The following is an 18,300-nucleotide window of genomic DNA, read 5'->3' as shown; positions in this document are numbered from 1 at the left end:
CGTCCTCCAAAGACGGGGCTTTATAGCCAATTTTCCGGTAAACTTGCGATGGAAGCGCCACGCTCAAATCAGGAATAAGCGAAAGATGAGACAATAAACCTGAAACTATTGACTCGCCAAGCCTAGAAATTGATGGGAGTAGAAGGACTTGAACCTTCGACCTTGAGATTAAGAGTCACCTGCTCTAACCAACTGAGCTATACTCCCGCATCTTCGTTAAGATAACATAGCTAGTTTATTTTGGCAATACTTTTTCAAATTTAGTGCGATCGCCCCGCAGAGAATTGCCCTATCTAGCTGTGCTTGAGAGTCTGATAGGGTGATGGGCATTAGGTTTGCGGAAGTGCGATCGGGCAAACACCTCCTTTGATAGCAAATCAGGAAATCCGTTTTGGCTCCAGAATATAAGGCAACAATTTAGCAATATTTCTCGCATCATCTATACCTCGGTGATGAGTTCCTGCTAGCGGTAAACCCACAATTTGCAAAGCTTTCGCCATGCCAAGTCGTTTTTGCAAACCTTGTTTTTCCGAAAACAATTGTTTGAGATTGACATGAGGATAAGCAATGGGAAAAGGTACTTTGTGAAAGTTGCTGTCTTGTTGGAATTGTTTGCGATCGTAATCGCCCCAGGAACCAAACACGCCATTTGAGTAACCAGACAGCCATTTTTTCAGAAGTGCGATCGCCTCCTGGTAAGTCGGAGCTCGATCGACTTGTGCTTGAGAAATAGATGTTAGCGACTTGCAGAATTCAGTAAGAATGGGATGGCGAATCGGTTTAATAAAGCTTTGAAACTCATCAATAATACTTAAAGATTCTGGATGCACCATCACCGCTCCAATTTCGATGATTTCCATTTCCTCTCTTCTGAGATTTCCGCGATCGCAGCAAGTCGCTTCGAGGTCAAGCACCAGATAGTAATTATAATGTTGTAAATTCATCTAAATTTAACCTTAAATAATCTCTAGTGAATTTCAATGAGTTGTGAAACTCTCTTCTCTTTCCAATCTTCGCGTTCTTTGCGTCTTCGCGGTTCGTTTAAAACTATTTTTAATGACTGATATAGTTTTTATGTTGAATAACTAGCAAATCTAAACTTATTATAAACCAACCAATCCACCAGGGAGGTACTGCCCCTCCTATCCCCGCGTTATCAGCACGGAATCTCGCTTTTCGACTTCTGGTGGTTGGAAGGAAGATGAAGGAATCGAACCCTTACAGTCACCTGTACCCTGGTTTTCTTGCGCCAGTTGCCGGCCATTCAGCGGCATCTTCCGAGGGGTGTCTGACGGGACTTGAACCCGCTAATAACTAGCTTCACGGGCTAGAGTCTGGACCGCTTCGACTTCAGACACCGCAGTGGAATCAAGGAGAATTGAACTCCTAACCTCTTGCGTGCAAAGCAAGCGCTCTACCAATTGAGCTATGACCCCTTTTTTGGTGGATACTGGTCAGAGTCGAACTGACATTTTCCTAGTTGCGAACTAGGTGCTTTTCCCATTAAGCTACAGACCCAAATTTGGTGGATTGCGATCGGATTTGAACCGATATCTTTCTAACAGCCAGTTAGATGCTTTACCAATTAAGCTACGAACCCATTCAGCAGGAGCGGTAGGACTCGAACCCACAACTTTCGAGGTAGAAGCTCGACACTCTGTCCAGTTGAGTTACACTCCCGTATTGTTTGTTAATAGAACTTGAGAATTGGCTCCAAGGGTAACATTATGCGATCGCACTTGGCGTACAAGTTATCAGAGCATTGCGTTTTCTCAGTTACTAGAGGGACTGGGCCGATGAGTTACTACACACTCTTTAAAGGATGGCTACTTTCAAGCCAACCTGCCGGGTTCAACGCACTCCTCGTTCGCAAACGCCCGCTGCACAAGACAGCGTTACCTTTCCTCTCGTACTAAAGTATGTAGGCTCCCAAGATTGGGATACGCAAAGGGCGATCGCTGTTACTATAAAAAACTAATCATGCAATGGAATCAACCTCCTTAAATCAAAGCAAAAACAACGAGAGAGGTAGGACTCGAACCCACAACATCCGCGTCCGTTAGCGAAGCGTGCGCGGTAGCGCATAGCGCGGCGCTCTAAGAGTGTCGTTTGTCCGGGTTTAGGAACTGGAATCGGCAGAGTTCCTTATCGCGAAGCCGCGCGACAAATGGCGCTAGCTTACGATTATTTTGTTTATCCCACGCCGTATGTTAACTGTTTTGTTGCAGCAGAAAGACAACTGCAAATTTGGGAAGGTGGCGATCGCACTTCTGCCTAAAGAGCGATCGTATTTACCCAAGCAGGTGACAGGAGTTGAACCTGCAAGAAAGCTTTACAAGAGCCTCATGTTGCCAGTTACATCACACCTGCAATTTTGGTGGCGGGGATAGGAGTTGAACCTACTAAAAAGAGGCTTATGAGACCTCCAAGCCTACCCAGGCTACTTCACCCGCGATGTCACCAAATACTCCTGACTGGCATCGAACCAGCACTAACTAGATCCTAAGTCTAGCGCCTCTACCAATTGGGCTACAGGAGCAAAATCCATCGCACTTTTGGGTTTTGATACCCAATACCCCTAGTTGGATTTGCACCAACAAAACTCTTGCACTCAACAAGAGATGTCTACTAATTGCATCACAGGGGTAAAGTCGGGATGGTTGGATTTGAACCAACGACTCCATGCTCCCAAAGCATGGCTTCTGGCCGCTGAATTACATCCCGTTGATGCTCCTGGCTGGATTTGAACCAGCATCATCCGATTTTTAAGACCGGCGCCTCTTTCCAGTTGGGCTACAAGAGCAATTTTTGGTACTCCTGGTGAGATTTGAACTCACACAACACAATTTTTGAAATTGCGGCCTCTACCAATTGGGCTACAGGAGTATAATTGATCTGCTTTGGTAATAGCAGAACTCGGAAGGCAGGGCTTGAACCTGCATTTGTCCGCTTTCAAAGAGCGGTGCCATACCGATTAGGCGACTTCCGAATAATTGGATGCCAGGGTAGGCTTTGAACCTACATAAATTCCTGTTTCAGAGACAGGTGACTTTACCAATTTGTCTACCCGGCAATTTAGAAAATGGCTGCCTCAGTAGGACTCGAACCTACAACCTAGCGGTTAACAGCCGCTTGCTCTACCATTGAGCTATGAGGCAACGCAATCCCCCAAGTCAGTATCGAACTGACGACTTCTTGTTCTTCAAACAAGCACTCTACCAACTGAGTTATCGGGGGAAACGGAGAAGGTGGGATTTGAACCCACGACGGGTGTTAAACCGCTCTTTCTTAGCAGGAAAGCGCCATAAGCCGCTCGGCCACTTCTCCATAGCGAGAACGGAGGGATTTGAACCCTCAAATCTTCAGTCGCGCTAACTGAGTTGTTGTCCTGTCACAACACATTCTCAAGATTGCAACTATATATTAAATACACAAGACTCACCCACGGGGGTCCAAAACCCGTTTTCTATCTCAATATCTCTGGTAGAGATGCAAGATTTTTCTCAGAAACCGGGTTTTTTGTGTACGTCATAATACAGTTACAAATGGGTCGGGCTGGAATCGAACCAGCAACGCTTTAAGCTACTATTTTACAGACAGCTACCCACACCAATAGGAGGGCCGGCCCAAGATAGAAGGTTTGGTAGGTCGCCGAGGAATTGAACCTCGATCCATCCGCTTAAAAGGCGGCTGCAAAACCATTCTGCCAACGACCCACGCAAAGTGCTGACGGGATTTGAACCCGCAATCACTTGGTTGAAAATCAAGCGGCTTATACCGTTTGCCTACAGCACTATAAATTGGCACAGGGACTGAGATTTGAACTCAGAAAATCAGTTTTGGAGACTGAGATGTTGCCAGTTACATCATCCCTGCATTTGGTGGCAGTGGCGGGATTTGAACCCGCATTAACCAAGGTATGAACTTGGGGCTTTACCGTTAAGCTACGCTGCAATTTTATCTGATTTGAAATTTCAGATTTGAGGTTGTTCCTATTAATAAATAGGAACAAAGGTTAGAGTGAGATTTGAACTCACGAAAATCGCTTTTGCAGAGCGATGCCTTAAACCACTCGGCCATCTAACCTGGGAGTCCCGACGAGGTTTGAACTCGCAATCTTCACGCCAGAGAGGGTGACGGCTTCAACCAATTTGCCTACGGGACTATCGACGGGGCTGACGGGTTTCGATCCCGCTACCTTCGCTGTGACAGAGCGACGCTCTCCCAATTGAGCTACAACCCCACAGATTTTTGTTGGGAATTTCTGTTTGGACGGGGTGGCGGTTGATTCCGCGTACTACAACTCAAGGGAGTTATTGTTGCCGGAGTCTACACCGCCAAGGTCCAAAAGTCTGTGACATGATTAATTATCTATTTGGTTGTCAAGGTTCATATTGCTCTTGAGATAAAGCTTTGAGGCTCTTTCCCCTTCGCCATACATTTATACTACATTATGTATTACAAAACTGTCAAGGGGGTAATACAATTTTTTTTTCGATCTGCTGCTTGGCGGGAAAGCCGAGGGGCTGTTTTGGGGCTGAACCTCTGATAAATCAAGAGATGTGGGAGCTAAAGTGGTAGTGTCACGGGAGGTAAATTCAATGCTGAAGCTGTACTACACTCCCATTTCTCTGAATTCTCGCCGCCTGTGGGTGGCCCCTTCTGGAAAAGCAGATGGCTTGTGAGCCGATCGAACTTAACCTAGATAGGATGTTTGGGATATTTTGCGATCGGTGTCGGAACTTGCAGGCTTGGTGCGATCGAGCCGGCAGTAGACACAGGATATTGCTGTTAGCACTGCGACTGGTTACAGAAGTCGGGGTTCTGAGATCTATATAGATCGGCTTTAGATTTTTTCGCCACAATTCCCTTTATCATATTGGGCATTGTGGAGTGAAAGGAATCTGAAGTGAGCGGAAATCATTTATTTCAAATACTAAGAAAAAAATGGCGTTTTGTGGCGATCTTACTGACAGGAGCAGCCATTAGCTTGGTCCTGGGTGCCCTACTGCCGGAGTTCCAGCCGAATGACCATCCGGGCACTGCTGTGGCTCAGGTGCAAAATCTTAACCAATCTTTAACCTCCAATCCTTTATTTCATGAGGTAGGAGACAATCAAACAGGGTTTAATCTCGATCGCCAGATTCAACAACTTCTCACTGTATTAGAATCGAAAGAAAAACTGCTGACCTTTGTACCGCCAGAAAAATTTCAAGGAACCACTATTTTTGAGGGACAAGTCAACAAGTCAGATAAAGTTATTGCCTTAACCGTTGATGACGGGCCATGGCCGGAAACGACGGCACAAATGCTAGATATTTTTCAGCAAAATGATGTGAAAGCCACATTTTTTTGGATAGGTAAATCTCTGGAAAGTTCGCCGGAAATTGCTCGGAGAGTTGTGGCCGAAGGTCATGCGATCGGCAATCATACATGGCATCATCCCTACGATCCAATGGATGCGGCGACGGCTGCTGACGAAATCGATCGCACGGCCAAACTGATTTACGAAACAACGGGAGTTAAGACAACTTACTTTCGCCCACCTGGGGGAGTTTTGAATAACGGCTTGGCCAAGTATGCCAAAGAGCACAATTATTCTGTGGTAATGTGGTCTGTAACTTCCGCAGATACCGATCGGCGGGCTCAACCAGAAGCTTTTGTGGAGAATGTGCTCAAGGGTGCGAAACCGGGTGCGATTGTGTTGATGCACGACGGCGGGGGCGATCGATCTCGTACTATTAAAGCCTTACCTGATATGATTGCTGGTTTGAAAAAGCAGGGATATCGGTTTGTGACGATTCCTGAGTTGCTGGAAATGCCAGAGCAACAAGCGTAGCTCAAACCATGAGAATTCTCCCATAATTGTGGAACAGGCATCCTGCCTGTTCTTCACGGACTGTTTAGTTAAACAGACTCGAATCCCTCCTACGGCTGCGGTAGGAACGTCTAAATAGGCGATCGTTTCTGGTTGGAGGGGGATTTTTTTAACCGCAGAGGGCGCAGAGGACGCAGAGAGATTTCTGAGATTATTTTTTGGTCGATACGTGCTTGTTTCTGGTTGGATTGGGATTTTTTTACCGCAGAGGGCGCAGAGGACGCAGAGAGATTTCTGAGATTATTTGTTGGTCGATACGCGATCGTTTCTGGTTGGATTGGGATTTTTTTACCGCAGAGGGCGCAGAGGACGCAGAGAGATTTCTGAGACTATTTTGCGATCGAGAGGGGAATTGAGAGGTGCTTTTATGAATGGAATTTGCACGTTAGCTAATGATACAGTTTACGACCAACTTGTTGCTTTGCTCAACAGTATTGAAGTTATTTTAGGTTCAAGTATTCCCGTTTGTATTTATCCTTTCGATGACAAAATCCAGCAAATTAAAGGGGAAATTGTTAACCGTCCCAATGTTTTTATTTATGAAGATAGCGCTTCTATTGAGCGATGGGACAAATTTATGGAAGCTGCTGCGCCAGAGCGTTTGAACCGCAAAAAGTTTCGGCTTTACGGCGCACACCGACGCTTTTGTGCTTTCGACGGTCCGTTTGCAAAGTTTATTTATATGGATGCTGATACTTTGCTGATGAATTCCCTTGATGCAGTTTTTCGGCAGTTAGATAAATCGGATTTTGTAGTTTATGATTTTCAATTTAGCGACCCTACTAAAGTCTACAACATTAACTCACCCAAACTGGTTAAAGTATTTGAGCAAAAGCGGATAGAATTGGAAATATTTTGTTCTGGATTTTATGGCAGTAAGCAAGGATTTTTTGAGCAAAATACTAGAGCATGGCTGGTATCTCAACTGCAATCTGGCGATGGGGAAATGCTCTATGAAGGTGCGGGAGAACAGCCTTTGCTCAATTATATGGTGATGAAAACTGGCATGAGTAGTTATAATTTTGCTTATAGTTTACCGGAGGATGCAAAAACTGGGTGTTGTGTCAGTTCTCAACATTTTGAAGAGCAAGATAAAATTTTGTATGATAAGGGAAACCGACTGACTTACATTCATTATATTGGGGTGCCGCCGGATTTAATTCGGAGAGTTTGTGCGGGGGAAAATATTGATTTTCCCTATCGCGATTTGTTTCTGCATTATCGCTATCTCCGGGAACCCTCCCAGAGTCCAGTTTTTCGGGAAGCGCCGAAGTCTTATACTGAGGTTTCTAGGTCGAATTTGTTAACAAGGGTATGGAGAAGGTTGAGGATAAATACATGAATCGCGGTATTTATATTGTGGCGAACGATCGGGTGATGGAAAGTGCGATCGCACTTATGAACAGCATAGGTTTGTACAATTGTCAAGTACCAATTTTTCTGATCCCCTTCGATGAGAATTATCAGCAAGTCGCCGCCACACTCAGCCATCTCCACGGAGTCCAATTGTTCCCAAATCTGGAGTTTGTCGAACAGTTTACCAGAGAAATTGGGCAAATATTCGATCGCAATTTTTTGGCCCTCCCTAACAAAATGCGAAAACTCGTCGCCTGGTTTGGCCCTCTCGACGAATTTCTGTACATCGATACCGATATCATCGTCTTTGAAGACATCGCAGCCAACCTCAACAAACTATCGGAAGTAGACTTTTTTTGCTGCGACTACCACCACCTCAGCGAAAAACTGCGGAATGTATTTTCACCCATTGTCAAAGCACAAAATATTTTCACAGATTCCGAACTTCAAGATGTCTTCAACAGCGGCTTTTGGGCTTCGCGGAAAGGAACTATTTCAGAATCGCAAATGTACGAAATATTGCGCGAATGTTCGCAGCATCGAGAATATTTCGACTTCACTCAAAATGTCACTGACCAACCTATACTAAATTACCTGATTCTTAAACTAATTCCCAAACGCTGTAACCTGGTGAAATCGACCGAATCAGAACCGGGAAGCTGGGCTGGTTCCAAGCATTTTCAGGAAAGAGATTATGTGCTTTATGACAAAGGTAAAAGGTTAAAATATATTCATTGGGCCGGAATACCGATTAAATCTGGTAGTCCTTACTGGAAACTGTGGAAACATTATCGTTATCTGAATGAGGAAAAACCAAATTTAGTGCAAAGAATATTTCGATATTTGCATGGATAATATTGTTTGTAGCATGGGAGGGGGCGGGTTTACGAGATAGTTAATTTTCCCCATAACTGGTTCCCAGGCTCTGCCTGGGAACCGATATCCAGAGGCTCTGCCTCGCTTATTGCGGAGTGAAATTGGAGGTAGATCCTCCGGATCAGCGTTACCAGCCAATCAACAGAACCTGATATAATTTATTTTCAAATTATGACCAATGGTATTTATATACTAGCAAATGATGTGGTTTTCGACCACTTAGTCGCCTTATTAAACAGTCTGGAAGTGAATGGGGCAAAAGATATTCCAGTTTGCATCATTCCCTATGATGAGAGACTGCAAAAAGTGCGCGTAGAAATTGCAACTCGTCCTCATGTCACCTTGTTTGAAAATACCGATTCAATCATGTTTTGGGAAAAATTTGCCACTCAAGTTTGGCAAACTCATGGAAAAGCTCAAAAAGTTTGGAAATCTAAAGGTTGGAAACCAGTTCAATGTTTGGAAATGCACCGAAAGTTATGTTGTTTTGACGGCGATTTTGATAAATTTATCTATTTTGACGCAGACACTCTGTTAATGGGAACTCTGGATTACATATATCAAAAACTTGATGACTTTGATTGGGTAGCTAACGATTTTCAATACAAATCAGACCTCAATTATATATTTGATTTATCGTCTCCCAAATTGCCACAAATTTTAAATATTGACCAACTGCAATCTCATACTTTTTGTGCGGGTTGGTTTGCGTCAAAATCAGGGATTTTAAATCGTAATAATTGCTCTCAATATTTAGAATATTTAACATCAGGAGAAGCGGAAATTATGTCCTTGCGGGGGGCTGACCAATCTTTACTTAACTATTTAGTCGCCCGCAGCCAAATCTCTTTTTACAACTTTGCCTATGCTCAACCAGAACAGGTGACGGGGAATCATTGGTCTTCTCAATTTGATGTGATAGATAATGTTCTATACGATAAAGGACGGCGGCTGACTTATTTGCACTACATGAGTATTTCGGCGGCCAGAATTAATAGATTGTGTGCTGGCGAAGATGTGGAGATTCCCTACCGAGATATATTTCTGCACTACCGTTATTTGAAGTCGCCGGAAACCCAGCCAAAACTCACCCCTCCAAATTTGCTAGTTCGCTTCCACAGAAATCTCAAAAGTTGGGGAAATCAAAAAGTTAATAATGTTCAATTTAAGTTGCGGAATTTCTGGGATAAATAGTATAATATCAAATCCTCTCATCATCGTAATTATTAATCTCTCTCTCTTCTCTTCCTTCGCGTCCTTTGCGCCTTCGCGGTTAAATCATATCAAATCCAGTTGTATCGGAATGATATAGAGGACACAGCAATGCCGTGTCCCTACTTGATAAACCGGTCAAAAACCCGGTTTCTGCATCAATATCTCTCGGATATAGCGACGATTTTTCCAAGAAACCGGGTTTTTTGGGTAAGTGTTATAGGATTTAACCGTACAAAGACTGAATCCACTCCCATTCGCGCCTTAAACCTGCTTCTAAACTAACTTGTGGCTGATAACCCAATATTTTCTTAGCTTTAGATACATCAGCGCTAGTGTGTCGCGCGTCACCCCGCGCCGTTTCGGTAAATTCGATCCGAAGGGGTCGATCGACAATCTGCTCTATTGTATCAATAACTTCTTTCAAAACCACCCGACTTCCCCCACCAATATTAAAAACTTCCCCCGCAGCTTCTGCAACCTCAGCCGCCGCTAAATTAGCAGCAACGCAATCGCTGATAAAAGTAAAATCCCGCGTTTGTAATCCATCGCCAAAAATAGAAATCGGCTGGTCCAACAAAATCGACTTAAAAAACTTGTGAAAAGCCATATCAGGGCGCTGTCGAGGCCCATAAACAGTAAAATAACGCAGCGAAGTTGTGGGAACACCAAAATTCTGATAGTAAAGCCCGCACAAACGTTCACCAGCTAACTTGGTAATTCCGTAGGGAGAAACGGGCTGGGGACAAGCATTTTCACTCGTGGGGAAAGATTCAGCATTTCCGTAAATTGAGGAAGAAGAAGCGTAGACAAACTTTTGCAGTCTTGGTGCATTTTTAGCAGCTTCTAATAATACTTGAGTGCTGTTAATATTGCGATCGGTATAGCTGCGAAAACCCTCGCCCCAGCTAGCACGAACTCCCGCCTGGGCGGCTTGATGAAAAATCACCTTAGCATCGGACAAAAGCGATGACCAATTTAGAGACAAAATATCTCCTTCCACTAATTCAAAACCAGGATAGTTTTCAAATCGTGCAATATTCTTACGTTTTAGCGAAGGATCGTAATAATCGTTGAACTCATCAACACCTATTACTGTCTCCCCTCTATTTAAAAGAGTTTCTACTAAGTTAGAACCAATAAATCCCGCGGCACCCGTAACAATAAAAATACTCATTCTATTTTAGATTTTAAAGCTTTTACAAAAATTATTGAATAAATTGCGAGTCTCTTCTGCCTCTAACTCTGCGTTCTCTGCGTCCTCTGCGGTTCAAAAATCATCTAAATTAATTAGGCTCAAAGATTAGAGAACAATTAACCCCCTTTTTTATCTAAAAAAAGGGGGGTAATTGTTAACTATCATCCTTCATAGGAATCTAAGTCAAGGGCTTGGGAGCCTCCCCGTTCTAACTCCAACAATAGCTTACCTAGCTGTCTCCAAATTAGCCAGCCGGTGAGTACGGTTAGTGGGAAAGATAAAGCGTAAGCGAACAATTTGGGAAGTCCAAAAATCTCTACACCAGAAGCTAAAAATACGCAAATTCCTCCGGCCATTCCCAGGAAAGGTATGAATAATTGCAATCCTTGCAGGTTTGCTAAAGTGCGAGTAGCACGATTTTTTGACCACAGCTTTACGGCTTCTTTGAGGGTTCCTTCAAAGGCTAAGCCAGAGGCTATTCCTGCTAGGAGTCCAGCAGTCATAAAAAAATAGGGAGGTTCGGGGAAATAATACACGAATAATTCTTTTGGGGTAATGGGAATTGGGAATTGGGAATTGGGAATTGTTGACTGTTGACTGTTAACTGTTGACTGTTAATTGTTAACTGTTGACGGCGTTGAGTGACAACTGCTTTCCTGTCAACTGACAACTGACAACTGTCAACTGACAACTGACAACTGACAACTGACTAAAATCGAGTGAGGGCGGCGGCTCCTTCTGTGGAAAGTTCTGCTAATGCGCCCAGAGCAACGTTGAATAGGCGGCTTGGTTGCAGGTCTTCCTTGACTAGGTTCCACAGGCTGCCAACTTCTGCTGTGTGGATGCGATCGTCCTCAATCAAAGCTAGCATTAGCTGGCGTCGCAAAAACGAGCCTTCCTCGGATAGCAAGAATTGTAAACCTAGTTGTGCAGTCGGCAGTAGATCGAAACTCCGATCGGACCTAGCGATCGCGATCATCTCCTCTAATCTATTCCACTGGAATTTGCCATCCTTGAATAATACCTCAATCAAGCGCCGCCGCAGTGCCGGAGATTCCCCGTTCAACAAACGTCGCGCCACGTAAGGATAGGCAACCTCAACTATCTTGAAATCTGGATTTAGCGTCAAGGCCAAACCTTCTTCCGTTACCAGAGAGCGAATAATTAAGGCAAATTTCGCCGGGACTCGGAAAGGATAATCGTACATCAATTCCGAAAACTGGTCTGTAATCGTTTTGAAGTTAAAATCTCCTACCTTTTCGCCGATGATATCACCCAGTACAGATTCTAGGGCCGGGACGATCGGCATAATATTTGTATCTGGAGTCAAAAAGCCGAGTTTTACAAAATCTTTGGCTAACTCTAAATAATCTTTGTTGATTAAATGAACGACGGAATCAACCAAAGTTTCTTTAGTTGTTTCTTCCATCTGATCCATCATCCCAAAATCGATATATGCCATGCGGCCGTCCGCTAGAGCAAATAGATTTCCTGGATGGGGGTCTGCGTGAAAAAATCCGTGTTCTAGCAACTGTCGTAAACCGCTGCGGACTCCGACTTCAATTAAGCTATTGGTATCCAAACCTGCGGCTTTAACGCTTGCCATATCGGTCAGCTTGATGCCGTCAATCCACTCAAGAGTGAGAACGGATTTTGAAGTATAGCGCCAGTAGATGCTCGGTACTTTTACTGTCGGGTCATCGGCAAAATTTGTCGCAAATTTCTCGGCGTTGCGGCCTTCATTGATGTAGTCGATTTCCTCGAACAATTTAATGCCGAATTCATCGACAATTAAACTGAGGTCGTGACCGAGATTTAGTGGCAATAATGGGCCTAATAATCCGGCGGCCTGGCGCATTAAGTAGAGGTCAAGACTCAAGATGGGGAGCAAGTTTGGTCGCTGAACTTTGACGGCGACTGCTTCTCCGGTGATGAGACGAGCCCGGTAGACTTGGCCGAGACTGGCTGCTGCGACTGGTTCTGGGGAGATTTGGCTGTAAGTGTCGCTAATTTTGCGATCGAGTTCTGCTTCAATAATCTCAAAAGCCAGGGCAGAGTCAAAGGGCGGTAACTGATCCTGGAGTTTGATCAGTTCTTGGAGAAAGTCTTTGCGGATCAAGTCTGGTCTGGTCGAGAGCGCTTGACCGACTTTAATGAAAGTGGGGCCCAAGCGAGTCAGTATTTGTCGCAGGTGTGCCGCTCGTTCCGGCTGGTGTGCGGCGACTTCGTGCTGCCAACTGTCCCACAGCATCCCCATGACGAAGCCTGCAAAGGACCAAATAACGGTGATGGCTCGCCAAATTGCTTTCCAAGGACGGTTGCGGTAATACTGAGCGATCGCTTGTGGATCGTAGCGTCTAGCTTGAGTAGATTGATACTGACGCACTCGTTTATTTTCCTCTTAGTTTCCGAAATTGACAATTAATAGGGTATTGGGCATTGGGTATCGGGCATTGGGCATGGGTAGTTAAAACTTTCTTCCCTCTTCCTTCTTCCTTCTTCCTTCTTCTAAATTTGTTTCTTTTCATTAACTATAGTACATAAAAGTACAAGTGCTTAGTCAAAAAACCTCGCTGATTGAGCTAAGCAATCTTTGAGTCCATAAATCGCGCGCTCTTGTTGATCCCTCGACAGTTCTGGGAACATGGGCAAAGACAAGACTTCGCCACAAACTTGCTCCGCGACGGGCAACTGACCAGGCTGATAACCTAAAGATTTGTACACAGGTTGCAGGTGCAAAGGTAACGGATAGTAAACCATGGAACCGATGCCGTTTTCCTGTAACTGAGTCCGCATCCAGTCGCGAAAATTTCTAGAGGGAGAAATAGGGGAGTGCGGGTTTTCTGGACTGGTGAGCCGGATGGTGTATTGATTCCATACTCCTTTTGCTTTGGGCAATTCTTGTGGTACGGCTACTCCGGGGATGTGGCAGAGAATTTCGCTGTAGAATTCGGCTTTCTCGCGCCGCTGAGCATTCCAGGTGTCGAGATATCGCAATTTAATGCTGAGAATCACTGCTTGTATGGCATCTAAACGGCTGTTGTAGCCGATTTCTTCGTAAAAGTATCTGGAGGACTGGCCGTGTTCTTTGAGCATCCGCATGGATGCTGCCAGGGCCCGATCGTTTGTGGTGACTGCTCCGCCGTCGCCGCAAGCTCCTAAGTTTTTGGTCGGATAAAAACTGAAGCAGCCTACATGGCCGATGCTGCCGACTTTTTGAGATTCCCATTGGGCACCGACAGATTGGGCGCAATCTTCAATGACTGCTAGATTGTGTCTGTTGGCAATGTCCATGAGCTGTGTCATGTCTGTGGGTTGCCCGAAGATATGCACGGGCATAATTGCCTTGGTTTTTTGGGTAATGGCTGCTTCTAGGCGATCGACATCCATGTTAAATGTCCCAGAGTCAATATCGACAAACACTGGAGTTGCACCGACGGCGCTAATTGTCTCAGCCGAGGCAAAAAAGGTAAAAGGAGTGGTGATGACTTCATCGCCAGGGCCAATTTTGAGCGCCCGCAAAGCTAAAATCAGGGCATCGGTGCCGGAGTTACAGCCCACGCAGTCGGAAACTCCGGTGTAGTTGGCGAACTCTTGTTCAAAATTCTTCACCGCCGGGCCGCCGATGTAGCCACCAGAGGCAAGCACTTTTTGTACCGCAGCAGCTATTTCCTCGCCAATCAGGGCGTATTGGCTGGTTAAGTCGAGGGGGGGGACATTATTCACTCTTCACACCATAAATTTCAACCATTATCAAACCAAATTCTTGCAGCAAAACTGTTTCCCAGACACCTTTATTGCAATATCTTATATTTTGACGCGCCAACAATCACTTTATCGAAACGGAGTTCCTGTGTTAATTTTGCTAGATTTTACGGATTTGGGTTGGGCTTTGGGCATGGTGGCGATCGCGATCGGGCTTTCGGCTTGGCAGGAATTGGGAATGTCCGGGTCGATCGCGATCGCCGCGGGGCGCACCCTGATCCAGTTAATCTTAGTCGGCTACGTGCTGGCAGTCGTATTTGACCCCAATGCTAAAAATCCTTGGCTGGTTTTAGCAGTCTTAGCAATCATGGTGACAACAGCTAGCGTAGTCGCCACCAACCGCATCAGCAAAAAAATCAAAAATTTACTACCTTTAGTTTCGGGTTCAATTTTGACCGGCACAGCCTTGACTTTGGCCTATACAAATTTGCTAATTCTACAACCTGAGCCTTGGTACGAACCACAATACCTGATTCCTTTAGCGGGGATGATACTAGGAAATGCCATGAATTCCGGGGCGATCGCCGGTGAAAGACTCGTGAGTACAATTAATGGTAGTCAGTTAGAAATAGAAACCCATCTGAGTTTAGGATCCACCCCCCAGCAAGCAGTCAAGCAGTATCGCAAAGATGCTATTAAAGCTGGATTAATCCCCACTTTAAATACAATGACGGTTGTGGGAATTGTGACTTTGCCTGGCATGATGACAGGTCAAATGCTCAGTGGTGTTGCCCCTCTGGATGCAGCATCTTACCAGATTTTGATTATGTTTGTGTTAGCGCTGGCAACTTTAATCGCAACTTTGCTATTGACTGAGGGATTGTGTCGCAGGTTTTTCAATCAAGATGCACAATTGATTAAATGGTAATTGGGAATTGGGCATGGGAATTGGGCATTGGGAATTGGGAATTGGGCATTGGGCATTGGGCATGGGGAATTGGGAATGAGGAGACTGCACGTGCCGTTTCCCTACTATGATTAATTGTAGGGACACGGCATTGCCCATTAGTGTCAACTTAACGTCAAACCCAGTCAGAGACTTTTGTTTGACTATTAAATCTAGATCCCCCCTAGCCCCCCTTAAGAAGGGGGGGACAGGAGTCTTCTCAAAGTCCCCCTTCTTAAGGGGGATTTAGGGGGATCTAGACTCAGGCAAAAACCAGATTTCCCAAGGCTTTCAGGCTTAAGTTGACACCAATGGGCATTGCCGTCTCCTGGCTGTGAGTAATATCAATTCCGATGCTACCAGATTTGATATGAGTTATCTTGTGGGGTGGGCTTCTAGCCCGCCCTAATCACCACTAAGGAGAATAACCATGATTCAAATAGCAACTAAAACACTAAGTTTTGAAGAATTTGCGGAATGGAAGCCAGAAAACGGACGCTATGAACTGCACAATGGAGAGATTGTTGAAATGTCACAGCCATTAGGAGACCATGAAGAAGTTATCGGTTTTTTAGCCTCAGAGTTAACCGCTGAGTTTAGAAAAGTAAAACTTCCCTACTTCATCCCCAAACAAGCATTAGTTAAGCCCCCAGAAAACGAATCAGCTTATTCGCCCGATATTCTGATCTTAAATCGTCCGAATTTAGCATCAGAACCTCTGTGGAAAAAATTCTCCACTGTGACTCAAGGGGCATCAATTCCGCTGGTTGTTGAAGTCGTGAGCACGAATTGGCAAGATGACTACATCAAAAAAGTAGGTGAATACGAACTAATCGGGATTCCTGAATACTGGATTGTGGATTATCTCGGTTTGGGCGGCCGCAGATTTATTGGTAATCCTAAGCAACCGACTATTTCGGTTTATCGGTTGATTGATGGCGAGTATGAAATTAGTCAATTTCGGGGAGATGATCGGATTGAGTCGCCAACTTTCCCAGAGTTGAATTTGACGGCGCAACAAATTTTTCAGGCTGGATTGATTGCGGATGAGATTCCTGGGGATACTGATTAGTTTGGAATTAACTGGACTTATTCAAAAAGTGGTTTTACGCGCTACTTATAGCTGTAAGGTGTTTAGGTTCCACTTTTACTCAGGAGATCCAATGATGGGAATTAATCGTTCTTCGATTTCATCAATATAGGCTGTTAACCCTGTCTGAACACCTTTTTTTCGCAGAATTTCCAGATCCGTGTCTTCCCAGCACTGTTGTTCCCGTTCCATATTGCCACCTGTTAGCTTTTCGACAACAACTTTAGGATTTCTAATGCGATCGGATTCTGTCAATGAGTTAGAGCGTAATCTGTGTGATTCTTCGCAAGGATTAAACGTCAATTCGGTGGTTATCTCTTTCAGGATTTGTGCTTCCTCTTGATTTGATGGAACAAACCCATTCAAAACCCAGGCTTCCCGCATTCTGTCTGCTGTACCAATAATAATTGCTAATTTAGGTTGTCGATCAATATTCTCTAAACGTACTTGCTCGATATGTTCTCTTCGCTGAGGTTGATTGTCTAAATCACGCATCAAAATAACGGCTTTAATATCTCTCTTTTGTTTGTATTGTAGAAAACTGATTAACTTGATAATTTTATTAGCTGATTGACCATCACTTTTAAATTTTCCATTTGATCTGATGGTGGGGAACTTAAATTTATCTGAAAGACGTTTAGTTATATCATCAATATTTTTCCAGCAAGAATTCTCTGTACCAGCTTCTAAACCACTCCATTCAAATAGGTGTTGCAGTGTCTCACACTCTAACCAATCAATTTTATCTACTAAAACGCGATCGGCTAATTTAGTAGCGGTTCGTGCGTCTGCACTACTTTCGACAATCACCACAAACTCAATCATTAATTTCTCCTGCAACCACCCAATCTTCTCCCTCCGCATCCCAGAATTCTCCGGTGGTTAAAGTTTGTTTTGCCCATTCTACATCAGGATGTTCATCTAATCGTTTGGAACGAGTAACACCTGAGTTGTTGTTGCTTAATACATGAACTTGAGACGGAGTAAGTTCATCGACAATATAAGGAGAATGGGTGGAAAAAATAATTTGCAGGTTGTTGTTGTCTTGAATGATTTCTTTGAAAACAGCGATCAATTCTCGTTGTGCTTTTGGATGAAGTCCCTGTTCAATATCATCCAGTAATACTAAATTAGGTTGATTAGGATTCATCAAAACAGTCAGTAATCCGAGGGCGAGCATTGTTCCTTCGCTAATCGCATGGGCTGGAATACGCTTGCCAGTATTCATGTCTAGGACAACTTCTTGCCCTGTCATTTCCTGACTTTCTTCGTAAGAGATAGATTTGCCATCGACTTCGATTAAGCGTTGGCGATTTACCATGACCTTGGCTCGTTTTACACCGACTTCGCGTACACCTGGTACAATCCGTTTCAACATTTCTTGTAAAGATTGAAACTTATCTGGAGCTTCGTCACGAAGATAGTCTAAGGTAGGTGCTAACCCTGAACCATCGAACTCAACTCGCGGCGTAATTGCATCGCTGTAAGCAGCTTTAGCAAGATTACTGGCTACGAGCTTCAGATGAACTGCGTTTCTCAAAGATTGCTGAATTGGCTCTTCCGTAGTGATTAAGGAAGTTTCGGATATTACTTCCCTATAGTCCTGGTTTTTATCGGCCTTCCATAATACTCTAGGATGCCAAGAATGATTAACTCTTTGTCTCCAGTCATAAGAAGCTTCCCAATCATTTCGATCTGGGTTTTTCCAAAAACCACTTACAGTAACGGACATATTATTTTGCCCAATTGTTGTAAGAAATTCAGGCGCTCTTTCATACTGAAAAATGTTTGCAAATGATGAATTAGCAAGCAGACTGAGATAATGTAATGCTTGCAAAACAGATGTTTTACCGGAACTGTTTTGTCCTACCAGTGCGTGTAGGCGTGAACTATCTAAACTAAGTTCTGTATCTTTATGACTTTTGAAGTTATGAAGTTTGACCTTTTCTAGCATTTAATTTATAACATCCTTTTTATAGCGTTCTTTACAGGATTTGCGATCGCATATTTTGACTTTGCGTGGCGGTTGGTGGATTAGT

13 protein-coding genes and 23 tRNA genes are annotated in these 18,300 nt (G+C 44.2%); 6 read left to right on the top strand and 30 right to left on the bottom strand.

Features of this window, described 5'->3' with window-relative positions:
* Nucleotides 1–133: 133 nt before the first annotated feature.
* The 24 genes from AAFP11_RS04675 to AAFP11_RS04560 form a co-directional block, all read right to left on the bottom strand.
* Nucleotides 134–207 (bottom strand) — tRNA-Lys (locus tag AAFP11_RS04675).
* A 170-nt stretch (nucleotides 208–377) separates the two neighbouring features.
* Entirely contained in the window at nucleotides 378–944 is a 567-nt protein-coding gene (locus AAFP11_RS04670; RefSeq protein WP_341735964.1) for a 3'-5' exonuclease, read from the bottom strand.
* Between the two features lie 419 nt (nucleotides 945–1,363).
* A tRNA-Ala gene (locus tag AAFP11_RS04665) sits at nucleotides 1,364–1,436 on the bottom strand.
* Nucleotides 1,437–1,441: 5 nt separating this feature from the next.
* Nucleotides 1,442–1,518 (bottom strand) — tRNA-Ala (locus AAFP11_RS04660).
* Between the two features lie 5 nt (nucleotides 1,519–1,523).
* Nucleotides 1,524–1,600 (bottom strand) — tRNA-Ala (locus tag AAFP11_RS04655).
* A 6-nt stretch (nucleotides 1,601–1,606) separates the two neighbouring features.
* Nucleotides 1,607–1,680, bottom strand: a tRNA-Arg gene (locus tag AAFP11_RS04650).
* 618 nt (nucleotides 1,681–2,298) lie between these two features.
* A tRNA-Thr gene (locus AAFP11_RS04645) sits at nucleotides 2,299–2,370 on the bottom strand.
* A 95-nt stretch (nucleotides 2,371–2,465) separates the two neighbouring features.
* A tRNA-Leu gene (locus AAFP11_RS04640) sits at nucleotides 2,466–2,539 on the bottom strand.
* 112 nt (nucleotides 2,540–2,651) lie between these two features.
* Nucleotides 2,652–2,724: transfer RNA gene (locus AAFP11_RS04635), tRNA-Pro, on the bottom strand.
* 4 nt (nucleotides 2,725–2,728) lie between these two features.
* A tRNA-Leu gene (locus AAFP11_RS04630) sits at nucleotides 2,729–2,803 on the bottom strand.
* A 6-nt stretch (nucleotides 2,804–2,809) separates the two neighbouring features.
* Nucleotides 2,810–2,886 (bottom strand) — tRNA-Leu (locus AAFP11_RS04625).
* Nucleotides 2,887–2,915: 29 nt separating this feature from the next.
* Nucleotides 2,916–2,989, bottom strand: a tRNA-Gln gene (locus AAFP11_RS04620).
* A 5-nt stretch (nucleotides 2,990–2,994) separates the two neighbouring features.
* Nucleotides 2,995–3,073, bottom strand: a tRNA-Gln gene (locus AAFP11_RS04615).
* A 10-nt stretch (nucleotides 3,074–3,083) separates the two neighbouring features.
* A tRNA-Asn gene (locus tag AAFP11_RS04610) sits at nucleotides 3,084–3,158 on the bottom strand.
* A gap of 6 nt (nucleotides 3,159–3,164) precedes the next feature.
* Nucleotides 3,165–3,237: transfer RNA gene (locus AAFP11_RS04605), tRNA-Phe, on the bottom strand.
* A gap of 3 nt (nucleotides 3,238–3,240) precedes the next feature.
* Nucleotides 3,241–3,327, bottom strand: a tRNA-Ser gene (locus tag AAFP11_RS04600).
* A 219-nt stretch (nucleotides 3,328–3,546) separates the two neighbouring features.
* Nucleotides 3,547–3,628 (bottom strand) — tRNA-Tyr (locus AAFP11_RS04595).
* 13 nt (nucleotides 3,629–3,641) lie between these two features.
* A tRNA-Lys gene (locus tag AAFP11_RS04590) sits at nucleotides 3,642–3,716 on the bottom strand.
* A 5-nt stretch (nucleotides 3,717–3,721) separates the two neighbouring features.
* Nucleotides 3,722–3,795: transfer RNA gene (locus AAFP11_RS04585), tRNA-Glu, on the bottom strand.
* Nucleotides 3,796–3,801: 6 nt separating this feature from the next.
* Nucleotides 3,802–3,876, bottom strand: a tRNA-Trp gene (locus AAFP11_RS04580).
* Between the two features lie 3 nt (nucleotides 3,877–3,879).
* Nucleotides 3,880–3,954, bottom strand: a tRNA-Met gene (locus AAFP11_RS04575).
* 58 nt (nucleotides 3,955–4,012) lie between these two features.
* A tRNA-Cys gene (locus tag AAFP11_RS04570) sits at nucleotides 4,013–4,086 on the bottom strand.
* Nucleotides 4,087–4,165 (bottom strand) — tRNA-OTHER (locus AAFP11_RS04565).
* A 5-nt stretch (nucleotides 4,166–4,170) separates the two neighbouring features.
* A tRNA-Asp gene (locus AAFP11_RS04560) sits at nucleotides 4,171–4,243 on the bottom strand.
* Between the two features lie 666 nt (nucleotides 4,244–4,909).
* On the opposite strand from AAFP11_RS04560, the gene AAFP11_RS04555 reads away from it, so the two are divergent.
* The 4 genes from AAFP11_RS04555 (at nucleotide 4,910) to AAFP11_RS04540 (ending at nucleotide 9,304) form a co-directional block, all read left to right on the top strand.
* Complete coding sequence (locus AAFP11_RS04555) at nucleotides 4,910–5,839, top strand: polysaccharide deacetylase family protein (RefSeq protein WP_341735963.1); 930 nt, start codon at nucleotides 4,910–4,912, stop codon at nucleotides 5,837–5,839.
* A 406-nt stretch (nucleotides 5,840–6,245) separates the two neighbouring features.
* Nucleotides 6,246–7,220 (top strand): Npun_R2821/Npun_R2822 family protein, encoded by a 975-nt coding sequence (locus AAFP11_RS04550; RefSeq protein ID WP_341735962.1) that lies wholly within the window; start codon nucleotides 6,246–6,248, stop codon nucleotides 7,218–7,220.
* Nucleotides 7,217–8,089, top strand: a complete 873-nt coding sequence (locus AAFP11_RS04545; protein ID WP_341735961.1) for an Npun_R2821/Npun_R2822 family protein — start codon at nucleotides 7,217–7,219, stop codon at nucleotides 8,087–8,089. The genes AAFP11_RS04550 and AAFP11_RS04545 overlap by 4 nt, the downstream gene beginning before the upstream one ends.
* Before the next feature lie 192 nt (nucleotides 8,090–8,281).
* Nucleotides 8,282–9,304, top strand: coding sequence for an Npun_R2821/Npun_R2822 family protein (locus tag AAFP11_RS04540; protein WP_341735960.1), 1,023 nt, complete (start codon nucleotides 8,282–8,284; stop codon nucleotides 9,302–9,304).
* Between the two features lie 244 nt (nucleotides 9,305–9,548).
* On the opposite strand, the gene AAFP11_RS04535 is transcribed toward AAFP11_RS04540, so the two are convergent.
* The 4 genes from AAFP11_RS04535 to AAFP11_RS04520 form a co-directional block, all read right to left on the bottom strand.
* Nucleotides 9,549–10,499, bottom strand: coding sequence for an NAD-dependent epimerase/dehydratase family protein (locus AAFP11_RS04535; protein WP_341735959.1), 951 nt, complete (start codon nucleotides 10,497–10,499; stop codon nucleotides 9,549–9,551).
* Nucleotides 10,500–10,681: 182 nt separating this feature from the next.
* Nucleotides 10,682–11,023 (bottom strand): hypothetical protein, encoded by a 342-nt coding sequence (locus AAFP11_RS04530; protein WP_340517878.1) that lies wholly within the window; start codon nucleotides 11,021–11,023, stop codon nucleotides 10,682–10,684.
* A gap of 206 nt (nucleotides 11,024–11,229) precedes the next feature.
* Nucleotides 11,230–12,906: an AarF/ABC1/UbiB kinase family protein gene (locus AAFP11_RS04525; RefSeq protein ID WP_341735958.1), complete on the bottom strand. Its 1,677-nt coding sequence runs from the start codon at nucleotides 12,904–12,906 to the stop codon at nucleotides 11,230–11,232.
* Nucleotides 12,907–13,076: 170 nt separating this feature from the next.
* Nucleotides 13,077–14,246: a DegT/DnrJ/EryC1/StrS family aminotransferase gene (locus AAFP11_RS04520; RefSeq protein ID WP_341735957.1), complete on the bottom strand. Its 1,170-nt coding sequence runs from the start codon at nucleotides 14,244–14,246 to the stop codon at nucleotides 13,077–13,079.
* Between the two features lie 127 nt (nucleotides 14,247–14,373).
* Between AAFP11_RS04520 and fetB the strand changes: the two genes are divergently transcribed.
* On the top strand, nucleotides 14,374–15,153 hold the full coding sequence (gene fetB / locus AAFP11_RS04515; protein WP_341735996.1) for an iron export ABC transporter permease subunit FetB: 780 nt from the start codon (nucleotides 14,374–14,376) through the stop codon (nucleotides 15,151–15,153).
* A 448-nt stretch (nucleotides 15,154–15,601) separates the two neighbouring features.
* Nucleotides 15,602–16,243, top strand: a complete 642-nt coding sequence (locus tag AAFP11_RS04510) for a Uma2 family endonuclease (protein ID WP_341735956.1) — start codon at nucleotides 15,602–15,604, stop codon at nucleotides 16,241–16,243.
* A gap of 75 nt (nucleotides 16,244–16,318) precedes the next feature.
* Here the strand turns inward: AAFP11_RS04510 and AAFP11_RS04505 are convergent, their stop codons facing one another.
* Nucleotides 16,319–17,086: a hypothetical protein gene (locus tag AAFP11_RS04505; RefSeq protein ID WP_341735955.1), complete on the bottom strand. Its 768-nt coding sequence runs from the start codon at nucleotides 17,084–17,086 to the stop codon at nucleotides 16,319–16,321.
* Complete coding sequence (locus tag AAFP11_RS04500; RefSeq protein ID WP_341735954.1) at nucleotides 17,079–18,215, bottom strand: AAA family ATPase; 1,137 nt, start codon at nucleotides 18,213–18,215, stop codon at nucleotides 17,079–17,081. The genes AAFP11_RS04505 and AAFP11_RS04500 overlap by 8 nt, the downstream gene beginning before the upstream one ends.
* Nucleotides 18,216–18,300: the final 85 nt, after the last annotated feature.

It is taken from the genome of Microcoleus sp. CAWBG640, assembly GCF_020883015.1.
GTDB classification, from domain to species: Bacteria; Cyanobacteriota; Cyanobacteriia; order Cyanobacteriales; family Microcoleaceae; genus Microcoleus; species Microcoleus anatoxicus.
This window is presented reverse-complemented; position numbering and strand designations above follow the sequence as displayed.

What these genes read in the sequence shown, in the direction of transcription:
- AAFP11_RS04670 (WP_341735964.1), bottom strand. Translation starts at nt 944, where the DNA reads ATGAATTTACAACATTATAATTACTATCTGGTGCTTGACCTCGAAGCG.
- AAFP11_RS04550 (WP_341735962.1), top strand. Translation starts at nt 6,246, where the DNA reads ATGAATGGAATTTGCACGTTAGCTAATGATACAGTTTACGACCAACTT.
- AAFP11_RS04545 (WP_341735961.1), top strand. Translation starts at nt 7,217, where the DNA reads ATGAATCGCGGTATTTATATTGTGGCGAACGATCGGGTGATGGAAAGT.
- AAFP11_RS04540 (WP_341735960.1), top strand. Translation starts at nt 8,282, where the DNA reads ATGACCAATGGTATTTATATACTAGCAAATGATGTGGTTTTCGACCAC.
- AAFP11_RS04535 (WP_341735959.1), bottom strand. Translation starts at nt 10,499, where the DNA reads ATGAGTATTTTTATTGTTACGGGTGCCGCGGGATTTATTGGTTCTAAC.
- AAFP11_RS04530 (WP_340517878.1), bottom strand. Translation starts at nt 11,023, where the DNA reads ATGACTGCTGGACTCCTAGCAGGAATAGCCTCTGGCTTAGCCTTTGAA.
- AAFP11_RS04510 (WP_341735956.1), top strand. Translation starts at nt 15,602, where the DNA reads ATGATTCAAATAGCAACTAAAACACTAAGTTTTGAAGAATTTGCGGAA.
- AAFP11_RS04505 (WP_341735955.1), bottom strand. Translation starts at nt 17,086, where the DNA reads ATGATTGAGTTTGTGGTGATTGTCGAAAGTAGTGCAGACGCACGAACC.
- AAFP11_RS04500 (WP_341735954.1), bottom strand. Translation starts at nt 18,215, where the DNA reads ATGCTAGAAAAGGTCAAACTTCATAACTTCAAAAGTCATAAAGATACA.